Here is a 23,244-nt window from a genome sequence, read left to right as displayed (position 1 = left end):
CGCCTCGCCCCTTTCAGTCCCACCCGAGACCGGTTGGTCAGCCGGCATGGGCGGGACTGAAAGGGGCGAGTGGCTCCGGGAAGACGGCCGACGCTAGCACCGCAACGCAGTGAGGAGCGCAGCGAGGGCCTCGACCGGAGCCACTCGGGGCTTTCTGGCTGTTCCCAACCATGACTCGATTAACTAAACACCGCCAGCTAGCTGACGGGTGTCTTTTTACCCGCTGCGGTCGAACGGACGACCATGTCCGTCGAAGACAAAGCCGAGGAGCTTGCCTCCGACCTCGGTGTTGACAAAGCGGAGGTCAAAGAAGACCTACAGAACCTCGTCTCCTACAGCGTTCCGCTGGAGGAAGCAGTACAGAGCCTCCGTCGGAAGTACGGCGACACCGACGACAGTGGCGGGTCAATCCCCGAAGCCGACGTCGCCGAGGTCTCGACTGGCGACGACGCCGTCTCCGTGACCGGCGTCTTCCTGACCGTCGGCACACGCTCGATCCGGTACCAGGGCTCGGATCACGTCATCCACGAGGGCGAGTTCGCCGACGAAACGGGCAAAATCTCCTACACTGCCTGGGAGGACTTCGGCGTCGAGCCCGGTGACGTCGTCCGAATCGAGAACGCTGGAGTCCGTGAGTGGGACGGCGAGCCCGAGTTGAACCTCGGCGAGCGCACGACCGTCCGCCTCAGCGACGACGCGATCGACGTCCCCTACGAGATCGGCGGGGATCGCACGCTCGCGGCACTCGCACCGGGAGACCGGGGCGTCAACGCTGAGGTGCAGGTCCTCGAACGCGAGCAGAAGATCATCGACGGCCGCGACGGCGAGACCGAGATCTTAAGCGGCGTGCTCGCCGACGAGACCGCCCGACTCCCCTTCACCGACTGGGATCCACACGCCGAGATCGAGGAAGGCGCGTCGATCCGGATCGAGGACGCCTTCGTCAGGGAGTTCCGCGGCGCGCCGGCGATCAACGTCTCGGAGTTCTCGACCGTCACCGCACTCGATCGGACGGTCGAGGCGACCGACGACGCCCCCCGGATGGCCATCCGCGAGGCCGTCGAGGGTGGCGGGCTGTTCGACGTGGAAGTGACCGGGACCGCAATCGCGGTGCGGGACGGCTCGGGACTCATCGAGCGCTGCCCCGAGTGCGGCCGGGTCGTCCAGAACGGCCAGTGTCGGAGCCACGGCGCGGTCGAGGGCGAGGACGACCTCCGGACGAAGGCGATCCTCGACGACGGGACGGGAACGGTCACGGCCGTCCTCGACGAGGAACTGACCGCCGAGGTCTACGGCGGCGGGCTCGAGGACGCTCGAGACCACGCTCGCGACGCGATGGATCGGGACGTGGTGACCGACGCGATCCGCGAGGCCATCGTCGGGCGAGCGTTCCGCGTCCGCGGATCGCTGAGCGTCGATGACTTCGGCGCGACGCTGAACGCCACCGAGTTCGCTGCCCGCGGTGACGACCCAGCAGAGCGTGCCCGCGAGGTGCTCGCGGAGGTGGAACCATGAGCGCCGAGAACGGAAACGGCGATGCTGACGACGGCGGGGACGACAGTCCGGGCCGTCGCGAGGTCGCCTATCGGGTGTTCGCGGCCGAGTTCGACGACAGCGACTTCGATTACTCCGAGAGCGACGCCGACCGTGCGCCCAACTACGTCGTGACGCCGACCGGCGCGCGCGTCAATCGCCTGTTCGCCGTGGGCGTCCTGACGGAAGTCAGCCCGGCCGGCGAGGACGTCCTCCGGGCGCGGATCGCAGACCCGACCGGAACGTTCGTCGTCTACGCCGGCCAGTACCAGCCCGACGCCCAGACGTTCCTCGAACGCGCCGAGCCGCCGGCCTACGTTGCCGTGACGGGCAAGGCCCGGACCTTCCAGCCCGACGATAGCGACGTCGTCTACACTTCGATCCGTCCGGAGAGTCTCAACGAGGTCGACGAGGTGACTCGCGACCGCTGGACGGTCGGGGCCGCCGAGGCGACGCTCGAACGCGTCGGGACGATGGCGACGGCGATGGAACTCGACGTCCGCGGCGACGAACTCCGGGCGGCACTCGACGAACGAGGTGTCGAACCAGGGCTGGCGGCCGGGATCCCGCTGGCGCTGGACCACTACGGGACGACATCGGGGTACCTGGCGGCGATGCGAACGCTGGCCACCTCGGCGCTCGAAGTCGTTGCGGGCGAGCGCGACGAGGTCGAATCCCTGTCGCTGTCCCCAGATCAGGGCGGCGACGCTGATCTGGCCGCGCTTGCTGAGACCGCGTCGATCGGCGAACCGGCGAGGGTGCCTGCCGGGACGGCCGAACAGGGGGAGAGTCCGGCGACGGAGAACGAGGAGACGCCATCGACCGGGGCGACGACATCGACAGTCGATACATCGGCGTCGACAGCTGACGCGTCGCCATCGGCCGATGACACCGCTTCGACGACCGCGGACAGTGACGCAGGGGCGGCGTCTGAAGAGAGCGCGTCTGCGTCCACGGCTGACGTGTCCGGGGAGAGCGACGCGGCCGAAGGCGATGGATTCGACAGCGACGAAACCCCTGAAGCTGAATCTGTGACCGGGACGAGTGAGGAAGGGAGCGAAACGGATACGGACACCCCAGCGGCAGAGACGGATACCCCGACCGACGAGCCGAGTGAGGACACGGCCGACCTCGAAGACTTCGATGGCGAGTTCGAACTCGACGAGGACGAGCGCGAGCAGATCAAAGACGAGTTCGGGACCGAGTTCACGTCCGGCACGGAGGTCGACGAGCCAGGCGAAGCCGGTATCGAGACGCCCGACGAACCGATCGAACCGGAGACGGCTGGGGACGAGGGGACTCCTGCAACCGAAGAGACGGCCGACGAAGCGGCTCCTGCAGCCGAGAAAACGGATACGGCGACCGAAGGCGAACCGGAACCGGCTGCCGAGGAACCGGGATCCGAAGAGCTGGCGAGTGGAGCAGACGAATCCGCGGCCGAGCCGGAGGACATCGACCTCGAAGACGCGGCGATGGACGCGATGGCGACGCTCGACGACGGTGACGGGGCCGACCGTGAGGCGGTCATCGAGCGCGTCCAGGACGCCCACGGCGTCGACGCGGCCGATGTCGAGGACGCGATCCAGGATGCGCTGATGAACGGCCGGTGTTACGAACCCAGCGACGGCCGGCTCAAGTCGATCTGATGGCGGTCGAACCGGTCCCCGGCGCACCTGCAGCGATTGTCGAGGTTCCGGATGGACGCGCCCTTGTTGTGGCGGACGTCCACGCCGGCATCGAAGCCGGGTTGCGTCGAGAAGGGGTCGAACTCGCGTCCGGGGCCGACCAGCGGCGCGAGAACGTGCTCTCGCTGGTAGCCGAGACGGATCCGGACCGGTTGGTTGTCCTGGGCGACCTGGGTCATGCCATCGGGACGCCACAGCGGGACGAGCGCGAGGAGATTGACCGTCTCGTCTCGGAGATCACCGAGCGCGTCCCGCTCACGCTCGTGAAGGGCAACCACGACGGCGAGATCGAGTCGCTGCTTGCCGACCGCGAAGGCGTGGCGATCACTGACGGATCGGGCGTGCGCCTGGGATCAGTCGGATTCGCCCACGGCCACACCTGGCCCGCACCTGACGTCTTCACGGCCGAGACGGTCTGTATCGGCCACGAGCACCCCGTCGTCCGGCTCGAAGACGAGGTCGGCGGCCGACGGAAGGAACGCGTCTGGCTCCGCGGAGCGATCGAGCCAGCCCTGTTCGAGGACCACTACGGCGACACGCGTCTGCAAGTCGACGGCGAACTCGTCGTCTTCCCGGCGTTCAACGACCTCTCCGGGGGCACCTGGATCAACGTCGAGGGGCAGTCCTTTCTGTCCCCATTTCTTCCGGACGGACTCGCGGACGGGACGGCCTATTTGCTTGACGGGACGCGACTCGGGCCGTACGATCAGATCTAGACAACCGGGGTTTGCCAGGACTGCGATCACACGACGCCGAGCGACACGACACCGCTCAAAACGACTGCGGCGAGGACGATCGTCACCAGCTTGCCGAGTCGCTTCGAGCCCAGGGCCCACGCGAGTCCGGCCTTGACGGCGGTGTTCGCGATCGCCGCGATGACGATTCCCGTCGTCGCGACCGATGAAGTGACTTCGCCCTCGGCGGCGAGCTGGCTCAGCGTGATCGTCATCGCGTCGACGTCGGCCAGCCCGGAGAAAAACGCCGTCGCGTAGACACCCGAGGCACCTAGCCACTGGTTTGCGTACTCTGAGACCAGCAACACGACCGCGAAGATAATCCCGAAGAGCAGCGCCGGTCGCAATCGAAACGGGTTGTCGAGTTCGTCGGGTTCGACCGTCTCCTCGGCCGTCGTCCGCCAGTACAACAGCCCGGCGGCGACGGCTCCCACCACTGTCATCGCGCCGAGCGGCAACACGACGCTCGGGACCAGTTCCGGATTGACGACGGCGATCTCGATGAGCGCCCGCGGGAACATCACGATCGAGGCCGTCACGACCGCGAAGGCACAGACGTGATACAGGGTCTCGTTTTGAACCGTCTTCTCGGCCATCGACACCGTCGTCGCCGTCGAGGAGACGAACCCGCCGACGATGCCCGTCACGGCGATGCCCCGTTCCAGGCCGAGAATGCGACCGAGGACGTACGCGACAAATCCCAGTCCCGTGACGAAGACCACCATCAGCCAGACGAATCTGGGGTTGAGTCCGTAGAGTGCCTCGACCGACCGGTCCGGAAGGGCAGGGAGGACGACCAGCACGACGAGGATGAACTTCGCCGAGGCACGCCGTTCGCCCTCCTCGATCCGGTCGGCGAACTCGTGGATCGGATCTTTCACCGACAGCAGGATGGTGACGCCACCCCCGACGACGATCGCGACGGTCGCACCCCGGGAAGAGTGCATCGTTATCGCGCCGAGGACGGCGACCAGCAGCGCCGCCACGAGCGTCGTCAGCCCGATGTCCCGCTCGTAGTACACCTTCCCGGCGTAGGCGACGGTGAGCGGGACAGCGAGGACGGCGAGCGCGAGCGGAAAGAACTCCGGAAAGAACCCGGCCACGAGGGCCCCGTAGAGTGCGATCAACGGGAACGTCCGACTCCCGGCGAAGGTCCCGCCGGACTCGCTCTGTTCGCGTTCCAGGCCGACGAGCGCGCCGATCCCGAACGCTAGCGCGAGGTGACCGATCACCTCGACGAACGGCGCGGTTGACGGATCGACCATCGTATACTCATTTCGTGTGGTCCGGTATCAAACCACTAGGTGTGGAAGTCGATAAAGAAATACAGATTTCTGAAAAACAGATTTCCGAAATGCAGATTTCTGAATTCGGTAGTTCTATATCGTCTCACGAGAACAATACCATATGGAGGGATTCGTCGATCGAAGCGACGAGCTCGATCAGCTCACGGGGTGTTACGATGGGGACACCGCGGATTTCGTCGTGATCTACGGGCGACGACGGCTCGGCAAGAGCGAACTCGTCCGGCAGTCGGTCGCTGATCGTGACAATGCAGTCTACTATCAGGCGGTCGAATCGACCGGCCAAAATCAACTCGAACAGTTCGTCGACGCTGCGACAGCACAGTTCCCATCACTACAAAACGTTCGTCGTGACTGGGAAGCACTGCTGGAAGCGCTGGGGAACGAAGATGCGATCGTCGTGATCGACGAGTTCCCGTTCCTGATCGAGGAAGACGAATCACTTCCGTCGCGGATCCAGCGTGTCTGGGATCAGAAGCTACAGGACACTGAGATGACGCTCGTCCTCGTCGGGTCATCCATCAGCGTAATGGAAGACAAAGTGCTGTCCGGCAGCGCGCCGCTGTACGGTCGCCGTACAGCGACGATCGACCTGCAGCCACTAACTGCGGGCGACGCACGGGATTTTTATCCTGCATACGATCCCGAAACGGCGATCACAGCGTGGGCGATCTATGGCGGGACGCCGCACTATCTCCAGACGATCGATCCCAAGCGATCGCTTTCGGAAAACGTCCAGACGTCGATCCTCTCCGAACGCGGACTCCTCTATTCCGAGCCCGAGTTTTTACTGCGGATGGAACTCCAGCAGCCGAACACGTACTTCAGCATCCTGCGTGCGCTCGCCCACGGCCGTCGGACGCCGAACGAGATAGCCGGGATGGCCGGGATGGAGTCCCAGTCACTCAGTTCGTATCTGCAGAAGCTCAGACGAATCCGCCTCGTCGAGCGTCACATTCCCGTGACGGAGTCACCAACGGCGTCCAAACACGGCCGGTATCGGATCGCGGCACCGCTGTTCCGGTTCTGGTTCCGGTTCGTCTACGGCAATCAGGATCAACTTCGACTGCTTGGCGAGGACGCCTACGAGGAGATTGTCGCCCCGGAGATCGCGGACCACGTTAGTCCACTGTTCGAACGACTCTGTCAGCGGGCATTGCCACAATTGGTCGACCGGCGCTTGACCGACATCGGTCAATGGTGGTTCAAACAGCACGAACTGGACGTGCTCGGATTGAGTCCAGACGGACTCGTGGCCGGTGAGTGTAAGTTCACCGCAGAACCCGTGAGCGAGGGTATTCTCTCGGACCTCGAACGAACGACAGCGGAGGTCCGCTGGTCCGAGGAGCCAACTGATTCGAAACCGCTCTATGCCCTTTTCAGCCGCTCGGGATACACGGAGGACCTCAAGCGAGTCGCTGACCACCGGGACGATGTTTGGCTCTACGACCTGGCCGACGTACTGTCCGCCTTGGACGGTCGAAGTACCGCCAATAATTGACCACCCCACGGACAGGATCAAGCCGAGCCAGTCACACGTGCTCTCTCGGCATGAGACCCTCGAACGGTTGCTCGTCAAGCCACTCGGCGAGTGCGACGAGTTCGTCGCTGGCCGCGTCGAACAGTTCTGCACCGATCTCCGCGGTCGCTTCAGTCTGGTCCCCGAAGACCCCGTTCTCGCTGTTCTCGATCGAATCGTAGAACGTGCGAGCGCCGTGGACGCGACCGACGTCCTCGCTCACTTCGACCAGGCCGGTGTCACGCGCCTCCTCGAGTCGATCCTCGTGGACGAGATCAGGATGGAGGTGCTGGATGAGTGCGGTCTCCTTGGGGCCGCCGTGTGGCCCGTTGTGTTCGAACGCATCGGTGACCTGCTCGGGAATGCTCTCGTCCCACATCCACTCGACAGCGAAGGCGGTCCCGTCCTCGCGGAGTCGCCGACCGACCTCTCTGAGATGGGTTATGTTGCCGCCGTGGGCGTTGACATAGATCACCCGATCGATGCCGTGGTTGGTGAGACTTCGGGTGAAGCTCTCGACGTAGTCTCGGAACGCGGGCGGATCGACGGACATCGTCCCCGGGAACTGCTGATGATGGGGACTCACGCCGATCCGGACTGGCGGCGTTCGCAGGAATCCAGTCCGGTCGGCAGCCTCACGCGCGAACGCCTCGGCGATGAGGTGGTCAGTCCCCTCCGGCAGATGTGGGCCGTGTTGCTCGGTCGAACCCAGCGGGACGAGTGCGATCGACTCCGACTCGAAGTACGACTCCAGATCCGGCCACGCGGCGTCGGCGAGGTACATACACCTCCAACGGGTTTCGAGGGCAAGAACGTGTCCCCATGTGCGATTGCACGTGAACGATCAAGGAGTACCAAAGTGGCATCTGTGGACACACCTTCCAACGCGTTTAATCGGCTCAGCACCCAATACTGCTGTAATGAGCGAGGCGACGCGCGAGGGTGACGCCGTCTTCGCGCACCTCGGTGAGGCCGTCCGGTCGGCGCTGTCCGATCGCGGGTTCACGACGCCGACCGAGCCACAGCGTCGCGCGATCCCCCCGATCGCCGACGGTGAGGACGCGCTGGTGATCGCCCCGACCGGCAGCGGCAAGACCGAGACCGCGATGCTCCCGGTCTTCGACGCCATCGAAGGGGATCCGCCCGACGGGATCGCCGCGCTGTACGTCACGCCGCTGCGGGCACTCAATCGCGACATGCGGGATCGCCTGGAATGGTGGGGTGAGACACTTGACCTCGAGATCGACGTCCGCCACGGTGACACCACCCAATACCGCCGCCAGCAACAGGCCGAGGATCCGCCGGACGTCCTCGTCACCACGCCCGAGACCGTGCAGGCGATCCTGACCGGTGAGAAGCTTCGGGAGGGACTCGGAGACGTGGCTCACGTCGTCGTCGACGAGGTCCACGAACTCGCGGCCGCAAAACGCGGCGCACAGTTGACTGTCGGCCTCGAACGCCTCCGGGAACTCGCCGGCCCGTTCCAGCGGATCGGGCTCTCGGCGACCGTCGGCGATCCCGCGGAAGTCGGGCGGTTTCTGACTGGCGATCGCGGGTGTTCGATCGTCGAGATCGACGCCGGCAGCGACATCGAGATCGACGTCGTCCGCCCTTCGATCGAGGAGCGCGACGAGAACGTCGCCGGCGAAATCGTCACCGATGCCGAGGTCGCCAGTCACGTCAGGCAGATCGACGAACTGATCGAAACCCACGAGTCGACGCTGGTGTTTGTCAACACCCGCCAGACGGCCGAAGCGTTGGGCTCGCGACTCAAGGAGTACGGCACGGACGTTGGCATCCACCACGGGTCGCTGGCCTCGGACACTCGCGTCGAGGTCGAGGACGCGTTCAAGGCGGGCGACCTGGACGCGTTGCTGTGTACCTCCTCGATGGAGCTCGGGATCGACGTCGGGCGCGTGGATCACGTCGTCCAGTACAACAGCCCCCGGCAAGTCTCCCGGTTGCTCCAGCGCATCGGGCGGGCGGGCCATCGCCGGGATCGAACGTCCGCGGGGACGATCGTCACGACGAGCCCCGACGAGACCTTCGAGGCGCTCGCCATTGCGCGAATGGCCCGGGCCGGCGAGGTCGAACCGGCAGCGATCCACCACGGGAGTCGGGACACCGTCGCCAACCAGATCGCGGGCGTCGTCATGGACCTGGGGGAGGTCGACGCCCGCCGGGCCTACGAGATCGTCACGCGGGCGTACCCCTTTGGCGATATTTCCGAAGCGGTCTTCCGGGAGATCGTGCGTGAACTCGCCGACAATCGCGTCATTTGGCTCGAGGCGGACGACGACGAGCTCTCGAAACGCCGGGGGACCTGGCAGTACTTCTATCACAACCTCTCGATGATCCCCGACGAGGCGACCTACGACGTCGCCGACGGCACGAGCGGCCGGCAGGTCGGGACGCTGGACGAACGCTTCGTCGTGAACTTCGCCGCGCCGGGGGAGGTGTTCATCCAGGCCGGCGAGATGTGGCGCATCACCGAGATCGACGAGGATGAGGAGACGGTCCACGTCACGCCGGTCGGCGATCCAGCGGGCGAAGTTCCCTCCTGGACCGGCCAGGAGATTCCGGTGCCCTACGACGTGGCGCAGGAAGTCGCCGAGCTCCGGGGGGTCGCCGCCGAGCAACTCCGCGCGGGTGGGGATCCAGAAAGCGTCGCCCAACACCTCGCTGGAAGATATGATGCCGCCGAGGCGACGATCCGCTCCGCGCTCGACCAGATCGAGCACCACGAGGGACCGGTTCCCGGCCCGAATCGGATCGTCGTGGAGTTCGAGGGACGGGACGTCGTCCTCAATGCCGCCTTCGGCCACAAGGTCAACGAGACACTCGGTCGACTCCTCTCGGCACTGCTCGGCCAGCGGACGGGCTCGTCGGTCGGCCTCGACGTCGATCCCTATCGGATCTCTCTGGAGGTGCCCCGCAACGTCACCGCCGGCGACGTCGTCGACGTACTCGAATCGACCGATCCCGCTCACGTCGAGGGGTTGATCGAGCTCAGTCTGAAGAACGCCGACGCGCTGAAGTTCCGGCTGGCGCAGATCGCCACCAAGTTCGGGGCGCTCAAGAACTGGCGTGGCCGCGGGAGCAGTCGCTTCGGCCGGGATCGGCTACTTGAGGCCCTGGAAGACACCCCGATCTACGACGAGGCCCTGCGGGAGTTGATCCACGAGAAACTCGCCATCGGCCGAACGAGCGAGTTACTTCGAGACATCCAGTCGGGCGACATCGCTGTCGAGACCGTCGGCGGCCGGACGGCGATCGGTCGCGGCGGTCGCTCGGGCAGCAAGGAACTCCTCGCCCCCGAGAACGCCGACGCAAGCGTGATCCAGACGCTGAAAGACCGAATCCAGGAGGACCGCGTCATCCTGTTCTGTGTACACTGTGAGTCCTATAAGACCACCAAACCGGTCAAGCGGGTGCGCGACCAGCCGGCGTGTCCGGAGTGTGGATCGACCCGGATCGCCGCGTTGAACCCCTGGGACGAGGAGACCGTCACCGCAGTCAAGGCCGACGAGAAAGACGACGAACAGGAGCGTCGGACCAAGCGCGCCCACCAGGCCGCCGATCTCGTCCAGAGCCACGGCAAGCAGGCCATCATCGCGCTGGCAGGCCGCGGCGTCGGGCCGACGAACGCGGCCCGCATCATCAACAAACTCCGGGAGAACGAGGACGACTTCTACCGGGACATCCTCGCCCGGGAACGCGAGTACGCCCGGACGCGATCGTTCTGGGAGTGACAGCTGGCGGTTCCCGGCGGAAATCACTCTCGATGGCGGGGGCTGGCGTCCTGCCAGGCGTCACGTTTCCGGCCGGCGACCCGTGAGACGGCCATTCCGGCAGCTAGAATCATCAGGCCAAAGAGTAGAAACGACCCGTAAATGGTCTGGGACCCGTCGATCGGGGGGTTCGTGGTCGCGGCAGTGCCGACGAGCGCCCGGCCGCCGGCGACGACCAGCGGCGTCACGGCGACAACCGCCCCCATCACGGTCAGCCCCCGGCCGACGATCAGCGAGGGAACGGGCGTTCGCGCAAGCACGGCAGCGGGACACATCCACGAGAGGACGCCGACAAGAATGACGATGATCGGATGGGCCGGCATGAGACTCGTGAGAGCGAACGCCGACAACGGCGCGAAGGGGATGCTGATCGCAAGCGCTGACGCCAATCGGAGCGGGTACGGAAGCGTTCGGCCGGTGGGCTGTCGCCGAGCCGACGCGTTCGACAGCGTCCGCTCGACGATCGCGTCGGCCGCCTCCGAGGTCAGTCCGTCCTCGGCCGTCCGGATCGTGAGCCCGCACTCGGGGCACTCATCCGCGCCCGCAAGCGGCGTTTCACATTGTGGACACGTCCCGTCGTCTGGGGCGCTCATTGGTCGTGGTTGTCAATCGAGATATTTCATACTGCCGGCTGGGTACCAACGGGCGGCTGTTTCACTCGCGACGGCTACCGATAATAGTCGGCCTTGCTGATGAGATAGAAGATGATCGCGAGCGAAATGATGAGGCTGACGATGTCTAACTCGACGAGGTCCATGAGCGCCCCGAAACCGAAGAGGACGAGCCCCCACGTCCACGCCCACGGTTCGAGGGCGAGCAGTCCGAGGAGGACCAGCAGTTGGGCACCGCTCATACCGAGCACAAGGAGTCCAACTGCGACGGACCCGCCGCTTTGGGCGAGCATCCCCAGCGCGCCGAGGGAGCCGAGAACGGTCACGATCAGGCCGAGAACCGCAATGACAATGATCCCAAGCGGCACGTCGTCTTTCGATTGTGATGAGGGGCGATGAGACGAAGCTGTCGTCCGTCCACTCATACAGATGACGATAGAATCCAGTGGCAAAGTAGTGTCGATGTAGAAATAACTCATGGTTACACGAATTCCTGATCTGTTCCCCGCTGGAGGGTAACACCTTAAGGATGCCCGGGAGAGCATGCTACCATGGACGTAGCGGACTATTGGGGCGTCGGGCCGAAGACCCGTGACCTCCTCGTCGAGTCGCTGGGCGTCGAAGCCGCGCTCGAAGCCATCGAATCCGGCGATCTCCGGACGCTGACCGAGGCCGGGCTGAGTCGCGGACGGGCGACGCGGATCCTCCGCCGGGCACAGGGCGGGGCGATGGACGTGCTTTCGACCCGCGACGCCCGATCGGTTTATAAGTCTGTGCTCGACTTGGCGAGTGACTACGCCGTAACTCGTCACGCCGCAAACAGCATCCGGCTGCTCACGCCCCTCGATTCGCAGGCAGCCATGGAGTCGCGCCTCGAAACTGTCATGGACGCCGCGGCTGTCTGGGACGACCTCGACGAAGCGACCCGGGAGCACATCATCGAGGCCTTCGAGGCTTACGACAGCGTCGAAGGCGGCGATCTCGCCGGCGTCCGGACCGCACTGGCATTGCGGGAGACCGGTGTCACCGACGGTGTGTTCGCGCCGCTCGCAGACCTCGACGTCGAACAGCTCGAGGCCGCGGCCGACGCGCTCGCCGCGCTCGAGGCGGACGGCGTCGCGGCCGGTGCTGACGACCGTCTCGACGATCTCAAAATGCAGCTTGGAGCGATCGAGGACATGGCCGCCGACGCCGAGTCGGTGATCGCCACGATCCGCGATGCTGGCGTCCGGGGCGGCGACGAGTTCCGCGAGCGATTCGTCGACCACGTCGTCAGCGAAACCGGCGTCGACGTGGGAGCCGTCAGGGAGGCGATGGTCGCCGATGCCCCGGACGTGACTGATTTCGTCTCGGAAACGCTTCGAGACCTTGCCGCGGACCGACGCGAGGCCGTCGACGAACGCGAGGCAGAGGTTCGCGAGCGTCTCGAGACGAGCCTGGAACTGGCTCGCGAGGACATCGACGCCGCCGTCGAGATCGTCGACGAGATCGCGCGGGACGTCTCGCTGGCCCGGTTCGCACGGGCGTTTGATCTCACCGCGCCGACCTATCGTGAGGGACGCGTCTTGGCCGTCGAGAACGCTCGCAACCTCGAACTGATCGGCGCGGACGTATCCGTCCAGCCCGTTACCTACGCGGTCGGGGACCACTCACTGTCCGTCGCCGGCGCGAACGAACCGCCACGGGGCGATCGGGTTGCGGTCCTGACAGGAGCCAACAGCGGCGGGAAGACGACGCTGCTTGAGACGCTCGCGCAGGTGCAGTTGCTCGCCCAGATGGGGCTGCCGGTGCCAGCGGATGCCGCCGAAGTCGGGGTCGTCGACGCCGTCGTTTTCCACCGCAGGCACGCGAGTTTTAACGCGGGCGTGCTCGAATCGACCCTCCGGACGGTCGTGCCACCCCTGACAGACGAGGGCCGAACCCTGATGCTGGTCGACGAGTTCGAGGCGATCACCGAACCCGGCAGCGCCGCCGATCTCCTTCACGGCCTGGTCACGCTGACCGTCGACCAGCCGGCGCTCGGCGTGTTCGTCACGCACCTGGCCGACGATCTGGAACCGTTACCGGCCGCAGCCCGAACTGACGGCATCTTCGCCGAGGGACTGACAACAGATCTCGAACTCGAAGTCGACTACCAGCCACGCTTTGGGACCGTCGGCCGCTCGACGCCGGAATTCATTGTCTCGCGACTCGTCGCCGATGCCGACGATCGAAGCGAACGTGGCGGGTTTCGAACGTTGGCTGCCGCCGTCGGCGAGCAGGCGGTCCAGCGGACGCTTTCGGACGCCGAATGGTCCGGCTGAGGCCTTCGGCCGAACCGTTCCGCCGGACTGGCTCGTCTAAAGGCCCACAATGTTGGGGCCCGGGGCGTAGGAACACGGAAGCCTAACACCAATTCGATGGCAACGGGTGAGAAAGACGGCTGTCTCGACACCGAAACCGGGAAGCAACTCCTTGAATACGCCCGAGCGGTCGTGGCGGCTGTCGTCACAGATGGGTCCCCGCCGCCGGCTCCCGATCTGGCAGTCCTCTCAGAGAAACGGGGGACGTTCGTCACCCTGAAGAGCGACGGCGAACTGCGGGGCTGTATCGGCCGTCCGCGACCCGACCAACCGCTGGAAGCGGCCCTGAACGCTGCCGCGACCGAGGCGGCGACGGGGGACCCACGGTTTCCGCCGGTTTCGCCGGACGAACTCGATGCGATCACGGTCTCCGTGAGCGTGTTGACACCACCGGAACCGCTTCCGGACGTCGATCCGGCGGCCATCGTCGTCGGTCGTGACGGCTTGATGATCGCGACGGGCCGACAGCGCGGACTCCTGCTCCCGCAGGTCGCCGCCGATCGGGACTGGAGTGCCGAGAAGTTCCTCCGGGAGGCCGCGAAGAAAGCCGGATTACCACCTGATGGCTGGCAACGCGAGAACACGACCGTCAAGCGATTTTCGGCGCAGGTGTTTGCCGAGGAGTCCCCCCACGGGAGCCTTAGAGTGCAGGATTACACGCAGGCCGCGGTGGACGGGCAGCCGACAGACTGAACCAGCGTCGATACAGCCGACAGACTGAGGGGCCAACACCGTGAACAGCGACACATGCCAGCCGACCTCGCCGAGAAGACCGACCGCTACGAGCGATTGCTGACCGAAGCCCTCGAGGCTGCCACGGTTCGTCCACCCGAGGGGACACCCCTCGGGGAGGCAGCCGCGGAGTTCGAGGAGATGGCCCAGTCGTATCTCGAAGACGGCCGTCACTTTCGTGACGAGGGGGATCCGGTCAACGCACTTGCAGCGTTCTCCTACGGGCACGCCTGGCTCGACGCCGGTGCTCGGGTGGGGCTGTTCGACGTCCCCACGGATGGACACCTCTTCACCGTCTAAGTTTTCGATCAACGAGCATTACTGCCGGTGACGTCGACCGAGATATGTCTGGCTGGGGTAGGTTATGGATAGCAGGGGCATTCGGGGGAGATTTCGGAATGGATACTGGTATGCAAATTCCTGCCATGGAGACGCGGCATATATAAGACTTAGGCAAAGGTTTAAATGTTCTCGTCACTTACTTTTTCTCACAACGGGTAATCCAGCGCTTTAATATTTTGTCTCCCGCTGTTACCCGAAACCCCCACCATGAGTGAAACATCAACCCGATCACGACCGACAGAACGAACTGGCGAACGCAAGACTGACCAACAGGTCGAGCACGAGGAAACAAAGACGGAGGTCTGTCCGGAGTGTGGTGGCGACCTGGTAACGGACTCCGAACGCGGCGAGACCGTCTGTGGGGAGTGTGGCCTCGTCGTCGAGGAAGACGAGATCGACCCCGGTCCGGAGTGGCGGGCGTTCGATTCCGCCGAGAAGGACAAGAAGTCCCGCGTCGGTGCCCCGACGACGAACATGATGCACGACAAGGGACTCTCGACCAACATCGGCTGGCAGGACAAGGACGCCTATGGCAATTCGCTGTCCAGCCGCCAGCGCGAGAAAATGCAGCGCCTGCGCACCTGGAACGAGCGCTTCCGGACGCGTGACTCCAAAGAGCGCAATCTCAAGCAGGCCCTCGGCGAGATCGACCGCATGGCCTCGGCGCTTGGCCTCCCCGAGAACGTTCGCGAGACCGCCAGCGTCATCTATCGCCGCGCGCTGGACGAGAACCTCCTGCCAGGCCGCTCCATCGAGGGTGTCTCGACGGCGTCGTTGTACGCCGCCGCCCGACAGGCCGGCAACCCCCGCAGTCTCGACGAGATCGAACGCGTCTCCCGGATCGACCGGATGGAGCTCACACGGACGTATCGCTACGTCGTCCGGGAGTTGAATCTGGAGGTCAAGCCCGCCGACCCCGAAAGTTACATTCCGCGGTTCGTCTCCGACCTCAACCTGAGCGAGGAAGTTTCCCGGCAGGCTCGCGAACTCGTCGATTCCGCGCGTGAATCCGGTATTCTCAGCGGGAAGAGTCCAGTCGGAATCGCCGCGGCCGCGATCTATGCGGCCGCGCTGTTGAGCAACGAGCGAGTGACCCAGGGAGACATTTCCGAGGTCGCGGACATCTCCGAAGTGACGATCCGGAACCGCTACAAGGAGCTTCTCGAGGCTAAATCGGCCGGTAGCCAGCAGGTCGCGTAAGCTGGGCGGCCTCCCACAAGAGTCTTAACTGACGGCTGTGACCCATCGCGTATGGTAGACATAAATCCGCTCCAACTCGGGTTGGACAACCCACAGCAGCTCGGGCTCGAAGTTGGTGGTGGTGCAGTTATCGGCGGCGTCATCGGATTCGCGGCCAAGAAAGTCGCGAAACTCATCGCGATCATTATCGGCCTGGAACTCGCGCTGTTCAAATTCCTCGAAACCAGGGGTATCCTGGAGGTGAACTGGGATGCGATTTCGGGTGCCGCCGAAAACGCGACTGGCGTTGCGACCAACGCGACCGGAGCGGTCAACAACTCGACAGCCGGTGGTGCTGCAGCCGCTCAGCCCCCGTCGTGGGTGATGAGCGTCCTCTCGACGGTGCCGGTCGGTGCCGGCTTCACCGGTGGCTTTCTGGTCGGCTTCAAGAAAGGATAGTCGGACGCCTGAGGGCTGTTTTCCTGCTGGAATTACCCGTCGCCCTGTTCGTCGACGATGATGACTTCCATGTCCTCGACGTCGACGTTGATCAGCGTCTTGACGTCGAAATCGGAATCGTCGATCTTGTTCTCGCCGCCGACTTTCTTGATGACCGCGACGATGTCGACGATCTCCGCGCCGATCTCTTCGAGCGCCCCAGTGATGCCGGCGAGCGTCCCACCCGTCGAAAGAACGTCGTCCAGCACGAGCACCTTGTCGCCCTCGTAGACGTCGTTGACGTACATCTCGCTCTCGGAGTAGCCGGTGACCTGCTGGAGGGACACCTCGCCCTCGAGCCCGTACTGACGCTTGCGGATGACCACCAGCGGGATATCAGTCATCAGCGAAACAGCCGTCGAGATGTGGATTCCCATCGCCGCGGGCGTGACAATTTTGTCGACATCTTCCAGCTCGGCCTTCCGGATGATCCGGATGACGATCTCACGCAGGAGCTCGGGACGGAGCATCGGGACGCCGTCGCTGATCGGATGGACGAAATACTGGTACTCCTCCTTTTCGATTACCGGGGCGTCGAGCAACGACTGTTTGAGCCGATCCATGGCGGCGGTACTGCCCCCGTAATTAAAAGCTGCACGTAATCGACCAGCCGATGGTCTCTCATCCGATTATTGAACGGTACTGACCGTCCGGATCGCATAGATCCAAACCGTGTTTCGGACGTGACCGCCACAGACACCCTTCGTGATGGCCCTCGTACCGAGTGACAGGATCGGGGTATTTGAGAAGGATTAAGTCGACTCTCCCGGGAACACTGAGATGTGCAATCACCGAGTCAGAGCGTCCTCCTTGTCGTGCTGGCGTTGCCGTTTCTGGCGGCAGCGATCGCGCCGCTGGTTTATCGGCTGGCCGGCGAGCGCGTCGCCTACTTCGGGGCGGCGGTCGCGGCAGTCGCCTTTGGGCTGATCGGCACCCAGTACGGAACTGAGGGGGTCGTCTCGATACCATGGATCCCATCGCTAGATGTCTCGCTCGCCCTGTACGTCGATGGCCTCTCGCTGTTGCTCGGGTTCGTCGTCAGCGGGATCGGTATCCTGATTTTCACGTATTCGGGCGGGTACATGCACGACGAACCGGGGAAAGCGAAGTTCTACACGACGTTGCTCGTGTTCATGGGCGCGATGCTCGGAGTCGCCTTCGCCGCCGACCTGCTCGCGCTGTTCGTCTTCTGGGAACTCACGAGCGTCTCGTCGTTCATTCTGATCGGCCACTATCAGGACGACCCGGATTCGCAGTATGCCGCCCGGAAGGCGATGGTCATCACGGTCGCCGGCGGGCTGTTCTTGCTTATCGCTTTCCTCCTGTTGCATACCGTCTCAGCAGACGTGATGGGGACGGCCACGTTCCGGCTGGCCGGCGAGGGCTCGATGATCGAAAACGCCGGGGCGATGCGGGAGGGGCTGCGGTCGGCAGGGCTGTTCGTGCCCGTGCTGGCACTGCTCGCGGTCGGTGCCGCGGCCAAATCCGCGCAGGTGCCGCTGCACATCTGGCTGCCCAACGCCATGGAGGCCCCGACACCGGTCTCGGCCTTTCTCCACTCGGCGACGATGGTCAAAGCCGGCGTGTATCTCATCGGCCGGTTCCGGCCGCTGCTTGGCTCGACCGAGTGGGAACTCCTGTTTGCCGGCCTCGGCCTGCTGACGATGACCGTCGGCGCGATGCTCGCGATCAAAGCCGACGATATCAAGGAACTGCTCGCGTATTCGACGGCCTCGCATCTCGGGCTGATCGTCGCCGGGTTCGGCATACAGTACAAATACGGTGCAGAGACAGGCGCGTTCCACATCCTGAATCACGCGCTGTTCAAGGCGGCGCTGTTCCTCGTCGCGGGGATCGTCGCCCACGAGGCCGGCAGTCGGCTGCTGTCGGAACTCGGCGGCCTCTGGCGTGACCTCCCGATCACCGCCGCCGTGGCCGTCGTGGCGGCCCTCGGCATGGCCGGCCTCCCGCCGTTCAACGGTTTCTACTCCAAGGAACTGCTGTTCGAGGCGACCTTCCACGCGGCCGAACACGCGGGCGGCCTGTGGTGGCTGCTTCCCGTCGTCGCGGTCTTCGGGAGTATCTTTACGTTCCTGTACTCGATCAAGTTCCTCTCGCTGTTCTTCGGCGACCGGCCGGACGCGCTCGAGCACGTCCACTCGCCGCCGCTCCCGATGCTCGCGCCGCCGGTCATTCTCGCCACGCTGGCGGGCGTGATCGGGCTCGGCGGTATCGGTGGGACACTCGGCATCCACTTCTGGCCGCTCGAAGCGTTCATCAACCGGGTCCTCGAAAGCGCCGGGGCTTCCAAGCCGCACTTCGGCTACTATCTCCCGACCTCGCTCACGCCAGCGGCGGGCATGAGCGCGATCACGGTCGGGGTCGGCGCAGTCGCCTATCCCTACTACGATCGCCTCGCGGCCGTCGTCGATCGGTTGGCGTCGATCAAGCCGCTGTCGCCGAACTGGTACTACGACGGGATCATGAACTGGCTCGACCGGACGGGCGTTGTCGCCGAACGGCTCCACACCGGCCGAATTCGGACGTACGCGAGCTGGCTCATGCTCGGCGTCGCCGCACTGACTATCGGTGGGTACGTCGCCGCCGGAGTCGTCCTGCCGGCGCTCTCCTCGATTACGCTGGCTGCCCCGATCGTCATCGTGCTGGGCGTCGCCGTGGTGGCGGCACTGGCCGTGACGAGTGCGCCCTCGCACGTCGCCGGTGTGTTGACGCTGTCGATCCTCGGGTTCATGGTCGCCATCTTCTACATCCTGGCGAACGCGCCGGATCTGGCGCTGACCCAGCTCGTCATCGAGACGCTGGTACTCGTCCTGTTCCTGCTCGTGTTGAACAAGCTGCCGGCGTTCTACGGCGATCTGAAACGCCGCCAGATCCTCACGGACAGCATCGTCTCGGGAGTCGTCGGCGTGACCGTCTTCCTGACGGTGCTCGTTTCGACGGCCGCAACGCCGGGGAAGCCGATCTATACGTACTTCCTCGAACGCGGTGGGGTCCCCACAGAGCACGGCCAGTGGCTGCTCGAGTGGGGTGGCGGAAGCAACATCGTGAACGTCATCCTCGTCGACTTCCGGGCCTTCGATACGATGGGGGAAATCTCCGTCGTCGCCATGGCTGCGCTCTCGATCATTACCATGATCGCGATGCGGCAACGAGGTGAGACACAATGAGTGGTGAGTCGACCCCAACAACGACCGATGCGGAGACAGCAGTCCCGCAGGTGACCGACGGGGATACGACAGTCATCGCACGGACGGTCGTCCGCATCGTCGTCCCGATCATCCTGCTGGTGGCGATCGCGCTCCTGCTCCAGGGCCACAACCAGCCCGGTGGTGGCTTCATCGCGGGCGTGTTGACGACGACGGGGATCGCGCTCGTGTACATCATCTACGGGTTGCACTACGTCGAGGACAACCTGTTGTCGGGGACGATACTGCCGCGGTCGTTCCCGCTGGAAGTTGGGGACACTGGCTCTGAAAGTTCCGCGTCGATCACCAAGGAGTTCGGCGAGGTGTTCACGATCGGGCTGATTATTGCGGCCGGTGGCGGCGTGGCTGCGGTGGCGTTGGGATATCCGTTCCTCACGCAGGCTGTCGTGTTCCTCGAACACCTCCCGATCTACGGCGAGGTCGAGATCGCAAGCGCGCTCGTCTTCGACCTGGGCGTCTACGTCGTGGTCGTCGGTGGCCTCCTCACGATCCTCGCGGTGGTGGGTAACGAATGATCGAGACACTGCTTTCAGCATCCGGCGGGGCGACGAACGGTGGCGAGCCACAGATCATTCTGGCCGTCGTGCTCGGCCTCCTGTTCGCGCTGGGGACGTTCCTGATCCTCCGGCGCGACGTCGTCCGGGTCGTCTGGGGCGTCTCGATCATCAGCCAGGCGGCGAACGTCTACCTGGTGACGATGGGCGGCCTCCGTGGCAGCGTCCCGATCGTGAGCCACGGCGGTGGCAGTCACGGAACGCCGACGGACCCGCTGGTCCAGGCCCTCGTCCTGACGGCGATCGTCATCGGCTTCGGGACGACCGCCTTCGCGCTCGTGTTGACGCTCAGAGTCTATGAGGAACATGGGACGATCGATCTCTCGGAGGTGAGTGAATAATGGCGCTTGCACACGTCGTCGTGGCACCGCTCGTGATCACGCTGGTAACGGCGATTCTGACGCTGTTGACGAGGCGCTACGGCAGACTCCAGCGCGCGATCAGCCTGCTGGGCATCGGTGGCTACCTCCTGGCGGTCGGGGCGATCGCCAGTCGGGTCTTTTCGATCGACGTGCTCACCGGAGCAAGCGGGGAGACGACGACGCTGACCTATCAGCTGTCGGACTGGGGAGCGCCCTTCGGCATCTCGCTGGTGGCCGACGCACTCTCGGCGTTCATGCTCGTGCTCGCGGCGATCGTCTCGGTCGCTGCGCTGGTGTTCTCGGCGCGGTATGTCAGCGAATACGGCCAGCGCGTCGCCTACCATTCGCTGTTTCACTTCATGCTGACGGGTGTCACCGGAGCGTTCCTGACCGGCGACATCTTCAACCTCTTCGTGTGGTTCGAGGTCATGCTCATGCCGAGTTACGTCCTCGTCGTGTTCTACGGACGTAGCGAGCACACCCGCGCGGCACTGCAGTACACGGTGCTCAACCTCCTGGGCAGTGCGCTCATGCTGGTGTCGATTGGCGGGCTTTACGCGACGACGGGGACACTCAACATGGCGGACATGTCACGCCGCCTCACCCACGCGAGTCAGTACGGCATCGATCCCGCGCCGGTACTGGGGTTGAGTGCGATCCTGCTCGCGGTCTTCGCGCTCAAGGCCGGCATCGTTCCGTTCCAGTTCTGGGTGCCGGCCGCCTACAAGGCCGCACCGGCTCCGATCTCGGCCATGCTCGCCGGCGTCACGAAGAAGGTCGGCGTCTACGCGATCGTCCGGCTGGTGTTTACAGTTCTTGGCGGTGCCAGCCTCGACAGTGCGCTCGGACTCGGGCTCTCGGGGTCGGCCTTCAGCGACTTCCTGGGTCCCGTCCTGTTCATCATGGCCGTCGGGAGTATCTTCGTCGGGGGGCTCGGTGCCGTCTCACGCAATGACCTCGATGGCGTCCTCGCGTATTCGAGCATCGGGCAGGTCGGGTTCATCGTCCTGGCCATCGCGCTCGCCGCTGGGACAGAAGGGCCGATCAGGATCGTCTCGCTGATCGCCGTGCTCGTCTACTCGCTGAACCACGCGATCGCCAAGTCCCTACTGTTCCTGATCAGCGGGGTGATCCAGGAGAGCGTCGGCTCAACCCGGTTCAGTGCGGTGGGTGGCCTCGCCTCTCGGCGGCCGATTCTCGCCGGGTCGTTCTTCCTGGGCGCACTCGCGATGATCGGCATCCCGCCGTTGACCGGGTTCTTCGGAAAACTCCTCGTGTTCGATTCGGCTGGCCAGGCACTCGAGGCGGGCGTTCCGTTCGCCGAACTCGCACTTGGGGCCGCACTCCTCGGAGCGATCCTGACGATCATCTACATGTCCCGGGCCTGGAGTCAGGTGTTCTGGGGGAGCCAGACCGAACCAGTCGCCCACGCCTATCGGCCGACGACGCTCGTTGCGATCGTCGCCGGGTTCTCGCTGCTGGTCGTCGTGCTGGGCGTCGGGTTCGATCCGGTCTATCGAGTGGCGGAGACAGCAGCACACGCCGCCATCGACCACGCCGGCTACGTTGATGCCGTGGGTCCGGAGGTGGGACAATGAGACGCTGGCCCGTCATCGGCGCGGCGCTTGCAGTCCTGTGGCTGTTCGTCAACGGCGTCGAACCAGCCCCCATGCCACTCGCCGGCGCGGCGCTCTCCGGCCTCGCCGTCGGGATGCCGATCGCGTACCTCTTCCGTCGGTTCTACGCGAGCGAGATCGCCATCGGTGGATTGCTCCGGTCGATCCCGGCGACGGTGATCTATCTCGTCCTGTTCCTGACGGAACTCATCACCGCGAACGTCGACGTGGCCTATCGGGTACTCGCCCCGTCGATGCCGATCGAGCCGGCCGTGATCGAGATCCCGCTCCGTGTCGAGTCCGACGCCGCGATCACGACGATCGCAAACAGCATCTCACTGACCCCGGGGACGCTCACGATGGACTACGACGGGGATCGAAACTCGCTGTACGTCCACGCGATCGCCGGCCGCGAGCGCGATCTCGTGGTCGCCCCGATCCGCCAGTGGGAAGGGTACGCGCTCCGGATCTTCGACGAGGAGCGATCACCGACCGATCCAGTCCCGGATCCGGACGCAGATACTGAAGAGACTCCAAATGGAGACACAGACGGAGGTGAATCCGATGGCAAGTGAATTCCCGGCGTTGCTCGCCACAGTGCTCGATGCAGCCCTGATCATCGCGAGCGCGGTGACCCTCCTGGCAGCCTACCGCGTCATCCGGGGGCCAACCGTCCCGGACCGCGTCGTCGCCCTGGATACGATCGGGACGAACGTTGTCGCCATCGCGATCCTGTTCGCGCTCACGACCGATACGGGGCTGTTCATCACTGTCGGGCTGGTACTCGCCATCATCGGGTTCATCAGCACGATCACTGTCGCTCGCTTCATCACAGAGGGGGACATCATCCAATGACGCTGCTCCAGACACTGCAGGCCGTCGTCGTCGGCGTACTGGTCGTGACAGGGACGTTTTTCCTCCTCATCGGGACGATCGGCCTGCTCCGGCTCCCGAACGTGTACAACCGGTTGCACGCGACGAGCAAGGCGACGACGCTCGGTGCCGCCTCGCTGTTTCTCGCCGGGTTCGTCTACTTCGGCCCACGCGGAGCGGGGCTGATCTCGCTGGTCGGGATCGTCTTCCTGTTTCTGACGGCCCCGACCGGCGCACACATGATCTCCCGGTCGGCACAGAAGATCGGCGTCCCGTTCGTCGAGGGTGTCTCCTGGCCGGTGCCGGACGACGGTGACGAACAAGGAGAAACAGACTGACGCA

At 64.7% G+C, this 23,244-nt stretch carries 22 protein-coding genes; 17 read left to right on the top strand and 5 right to left on the bottom strand.

The window, feature by feature from the left end; genetic code table 11:
- The first annotated feature begins 243 nt into the window (after positions 1-243).
- The 3 genes from SVXhr_RS05305 to SVXhr_RS05295 are packed head-to-tail and all read left to right on the top strand — an operon-like array spanning position 244 to position 3,934.
- Positions 244-1,515, top strand: coding sequence for a Single-stranded DNA binding protein (locus SVXhr_RS05305; RefSeq protein WP_275740115.1), 1,272 nt, complete (start codon positions 244-246; stop codon positions 1,513-1,515).
- Complete coding sequence (locus tag SVXhr_RS05300; RefSeq protein WP_275740114.1) at positions 1,512-3,179, top strand: hypothetical protein; 1,668 nt, start codon at positions 1,512-1,514, stop codon at positions 3,177-3,179. Before SVXhr_RS05305 ends, SVXhr_RS05300 begins: the two co-directional genes overlap by 4 nt.
- Entirely contained in the window at positions 3,179-3,934 is a 756-nt protein-coding gene (locus SVXhr_RS05295; protein ID WP_275740113.1) for a metallophosphoesterase, read from the top strand. Before SVXhr_RS05300 ends, SVXhr_RS05295 begins: the two co-directional genes overlap by 1 nt.
- Positions 3,935-3,960: 26 nt before the next feature.
- On the opposite strand, the gene SVXhr_RS05290 is transcribed toward SVXhr_RS05295, so the two are convergent.
- A complete protein-coding gene (locus tag SVXhr_RS05290) occupies positions 3,961-5,217 on the bottom strand; it encodes an MgtC/SapB family protein (RefSeq protein ID WP_275740112.1) in 1,257 nt (418 codons plus the stop codon).
- Positions 5,218-5,359: 142 nt separating this feature from the next.
- On the opposite strand from SVXhr_RS05290, the gene SVXhr_RS05285 reads away from it, so the two are divergent.
- Entirely contained in the window at positions 5,360-6,757 is a 1,398-nt protein-coding gene (locus SVXhr_RS05285) for an ATP-binding protein (RefSeq protein ID WP_275740111.1), read from the top strand.
- 31 nt (positions 6,758-6,788) lie between these two features.
- On the opposite strand, the gene SVXhr_RS05280 is transcribed toward SVXhr_RS05285, so the two are convergent.
- On the bottom strand, positions 6,789-7,559 hold the full coding sequence (locus SVXhr_RS05280; RefSeq protein ID WP_275740110.1) for a creatininase family protein: 771 nt from the start codon (positions 7,557-7,559) through the stop codon (positions 6,789-6,791).
- Positions 7,560-7,695: 136 nt separating this feature from the next.
- Between SVXhr_RS05280 and SVXhr_RS05275 the strand changes: the two genes are divergently transcribed.
- Positions 7,696-10,527, top strand: coding sequence for a DEAD/DEAH box helicase (locus tag SVXhr_RS05275; protein WP_275740109.1), 2,832 nt, complete (start codon positions 7,696-7,698; stop codon positions 10,525-10,527).
- A 23-nt stretch (positions 10,528-10,550) separates the two neighbouring features.
- Here the strand turns inward: SVXhr_RS05275 and SVXhr_RS05270 are convergent, their stop codons facing one another.
- On the bottom strand, positions 10,551-11,159 hold the full coding sequence (locus SVXhr_RS05270) for a hypothetical protein (RefSeq protein ID WP_275740108.1): 609 nt from the start codon (positions 11,157-11,159) through the stop codon (positions 10,551-10,553).
- A gap of 74 nt (positions 11,160-11,233) precedes the next feature.
- Positions 11,234-11,602 carry a hypothetical protein gene (locus SVXhr_RS05265; protein WP_275740107.1) on the bottom strand — a complete coding sequence of 123 codons (369 nt, stop codon included), beginning with the start codon at positions 11,600-11,602 and terminating at the stop codon, positions 11,234-11,236.
- Positions 11,603-11,728: 126 nt separating this feature from the next.
- Between SVXhr_RS05265 and SVXhr_RS05260 the strand changes: the two genes are divergently transcribed.
- From SVXhr_RS05260 to SVXhr_RS05240, 5 genes are all read left to right on the top strand, one after another.
- Positions 11,729-13,480 carry a DNA mismatch repair protein gene (locus tag SVXhr_RS05260; protein WP_275740106.1) on the top strand — a complete coding sequence of 584 codons (1,752 nt, stop codon included), beginning with the start codon at positions 11,729-11,731 and terminating at the stop codon, positions 13,478-13,480.
- A gap of 96 nt (positions 13,481-13,576) precedes the next feature.
- Positions 13,577-14,212, top strand: a complete 636-nt coding sequence (amrA, locus tag SVXhr_RS05255; RefSeq protein WP_275740105.1) for an AmmeMemoRadiSam system protein A — start codon at positions 13,577-13,579, stop codon at positions 14,210-14,212.
- Positions 14,213-14,266: 54 nt separating this feature from the next.
- Positions 14,267-14,551: a DUF357 domain-containing protein gene (locus SVXhr_RS05250; RefSeq protein ID WP_275740104.1), complete on the top strand. Its 285-nt coding sequence runs from the start codon at positions 14,267-14,269 to the stop codon at positions 14,549-14,551.
- A 249-nt stretch (positions 14,552-14,800) separates the two neighbouring features.
- On the top strand, positions 14,801-15,793 hold the full coding sequence (locus tag SVXhr_RS05245) for a transcription initiation factor IIB (protein WP_275740103.1): 993 nt from the start codon (positions 14,801-14,803) through the stop codon (positions 15,791-15,793).
- A 51-nt stretch (positions 15,794-15,844) separates the two neighbouring features.
- Positions 15,845-16,231, top strand: a complete 387-nt coding sequence (locus SVXhr_RS05240) for an FUN14 domain-containing protein (protein WP_275740102.1) — start codon at positions 15,845-15,847, stop codon at positions 16,229-16,231.
- Positions 16,232-16,263: 32 nt separating this feature from the next.
- On the opposite strand, the gene hpt is transcribed toward SVXhr_RS05240, so the two are convergent.
- Positions 16,264-16,833, bottom strand: coding sequence for a hypoxanthine/guanine phosphoribosyltransferase (gene hpt, locus SVXhr_RS05235; RefSeq protein ID WP_015788325.1), 570 nt, complete (start codon positions 16,831-16,833; stop codon positions 16,264-16,266).
- A gap of 219 nt (positions 16,834-17,052) precedes the next feature.
- Here hpt and mbhE point away from each other — a divergent pair, with 219 nt between their 5' ends.
- The 7 genes from mbhE to mnhG are packed head-to-tail and all read left to right on the top strand — an operon-like array spanning position 17,053 to position 23,240.
- Positions 17,053-19,458 (top strand): hydrogen gas-evolving membrane-bound hydrogenase subunit E, encoded by a 2,406-nt coding sequence (mbhE, locus tag SVXhr_RS05230; RefSeq protein ID WP_275740101.1) that lies wholly within the window; start codon positions 17,053-17,055, stop codon positions 19,456-19,458.
- Positions 19,455-20,012, top strand: a complete 558-nt coding sequence (locus SVXhr_RS05225) for an MnhB domain-containing protein (protein ID WP_275740100.1) — start codon at positions 19,455-19,457, stop codon at positions 20,010-20,012. The genes mbhE and SVXhr_RS05225 overlap by 4 nt, the downstream gene beginning before the upstream one ends.
- Positions 20,009-20,392 (top strand): sodium:proton antiporter, encoded by a 384-nt coding sequence (locus SVXhr_RS05220; RefSeq protein ID WP_275740099.1) that lies wholly within the window; start codon positions 20,009-20,011, stop codon positions 20,390-20,392. Before SVXhr_RS05225 ends, SVXhr_RS05220 begins: the two co-directional genes overlap by 4 nt.
- Complete coding sequence (locus SVXhr_RS05215; RefSeq protein WP_275740097.1) at positions 20,392-22,011, top strand: proton-conducting transporter membrane subunit; 1,620 nt, start codon at positions 20,392-20,394, stop codon at positions 22,009-22,011. Before SVXhr_RS05220 ends, SVXhr_RS05215 begins: the two co-directional genes overlap by 1 nt.
- Positions 22,008-22,604: a Na+/H+ antiporter subunit E gene (locus SVXhr_RS05210; RefSeq protein WP_275740095.1), complete on the top strand. Its 597-nt coding sequence runs from the start codon at positions 22,008-22,010 to the stop codon at positions 22,602-22,604. The genes SVXhr_RS05215 and SVXhr_RS05210 overlap by 4 nt, the downstream gene beginning before the upstream one ends.
- Positions 22,594-22,884, top strand: coding sequence for a monovalent cation/H+ antiporter complex subunit F (locus SVXhr_RS05205; RefSeq protein WP_275740093.1), 291 nt, complete (start codon positions 22,594-22,596; stop codon positions 22,882-22,884). Before SVXhr_RS05210 ends, SVXhr_RS05205 begins: the two co-directional genes overlap by 11 nt.
- Positions 22,881-23,240: a monovalent cation/H(+) antiporter subunit G gene (mnhG, locus tag SVXhr_RS05200; RefSeq protein WP_275740091.1), complete on the top strand. Its 360-nt coding sequence runs from the start codon at positions 22,881-22,883 to the stop codon at positions 23,238-23,240. Before SVXhr_RS05205 ends, mnhG begins: the two co-directional genes overlap by 4 nt.
- Positions 23,241-23,244: the final 4 nt, after the last annotated feature.

The sequence above is a fragment of the Halorhabdus sp. SVX81 genome, from assembly GCF_029207715.1.
In the GTDB taxonomy this organism is placed as follows: domain Archaea; phylum Halobacteriota; class Halobacteria; order Halobacteriales; family Haloarculaceae; genus Halorhabdus.
Note: the sequence above shows the minus strand (reverse complement) of the source record. Positions and strands in the feature narration are given on the sequence as shown.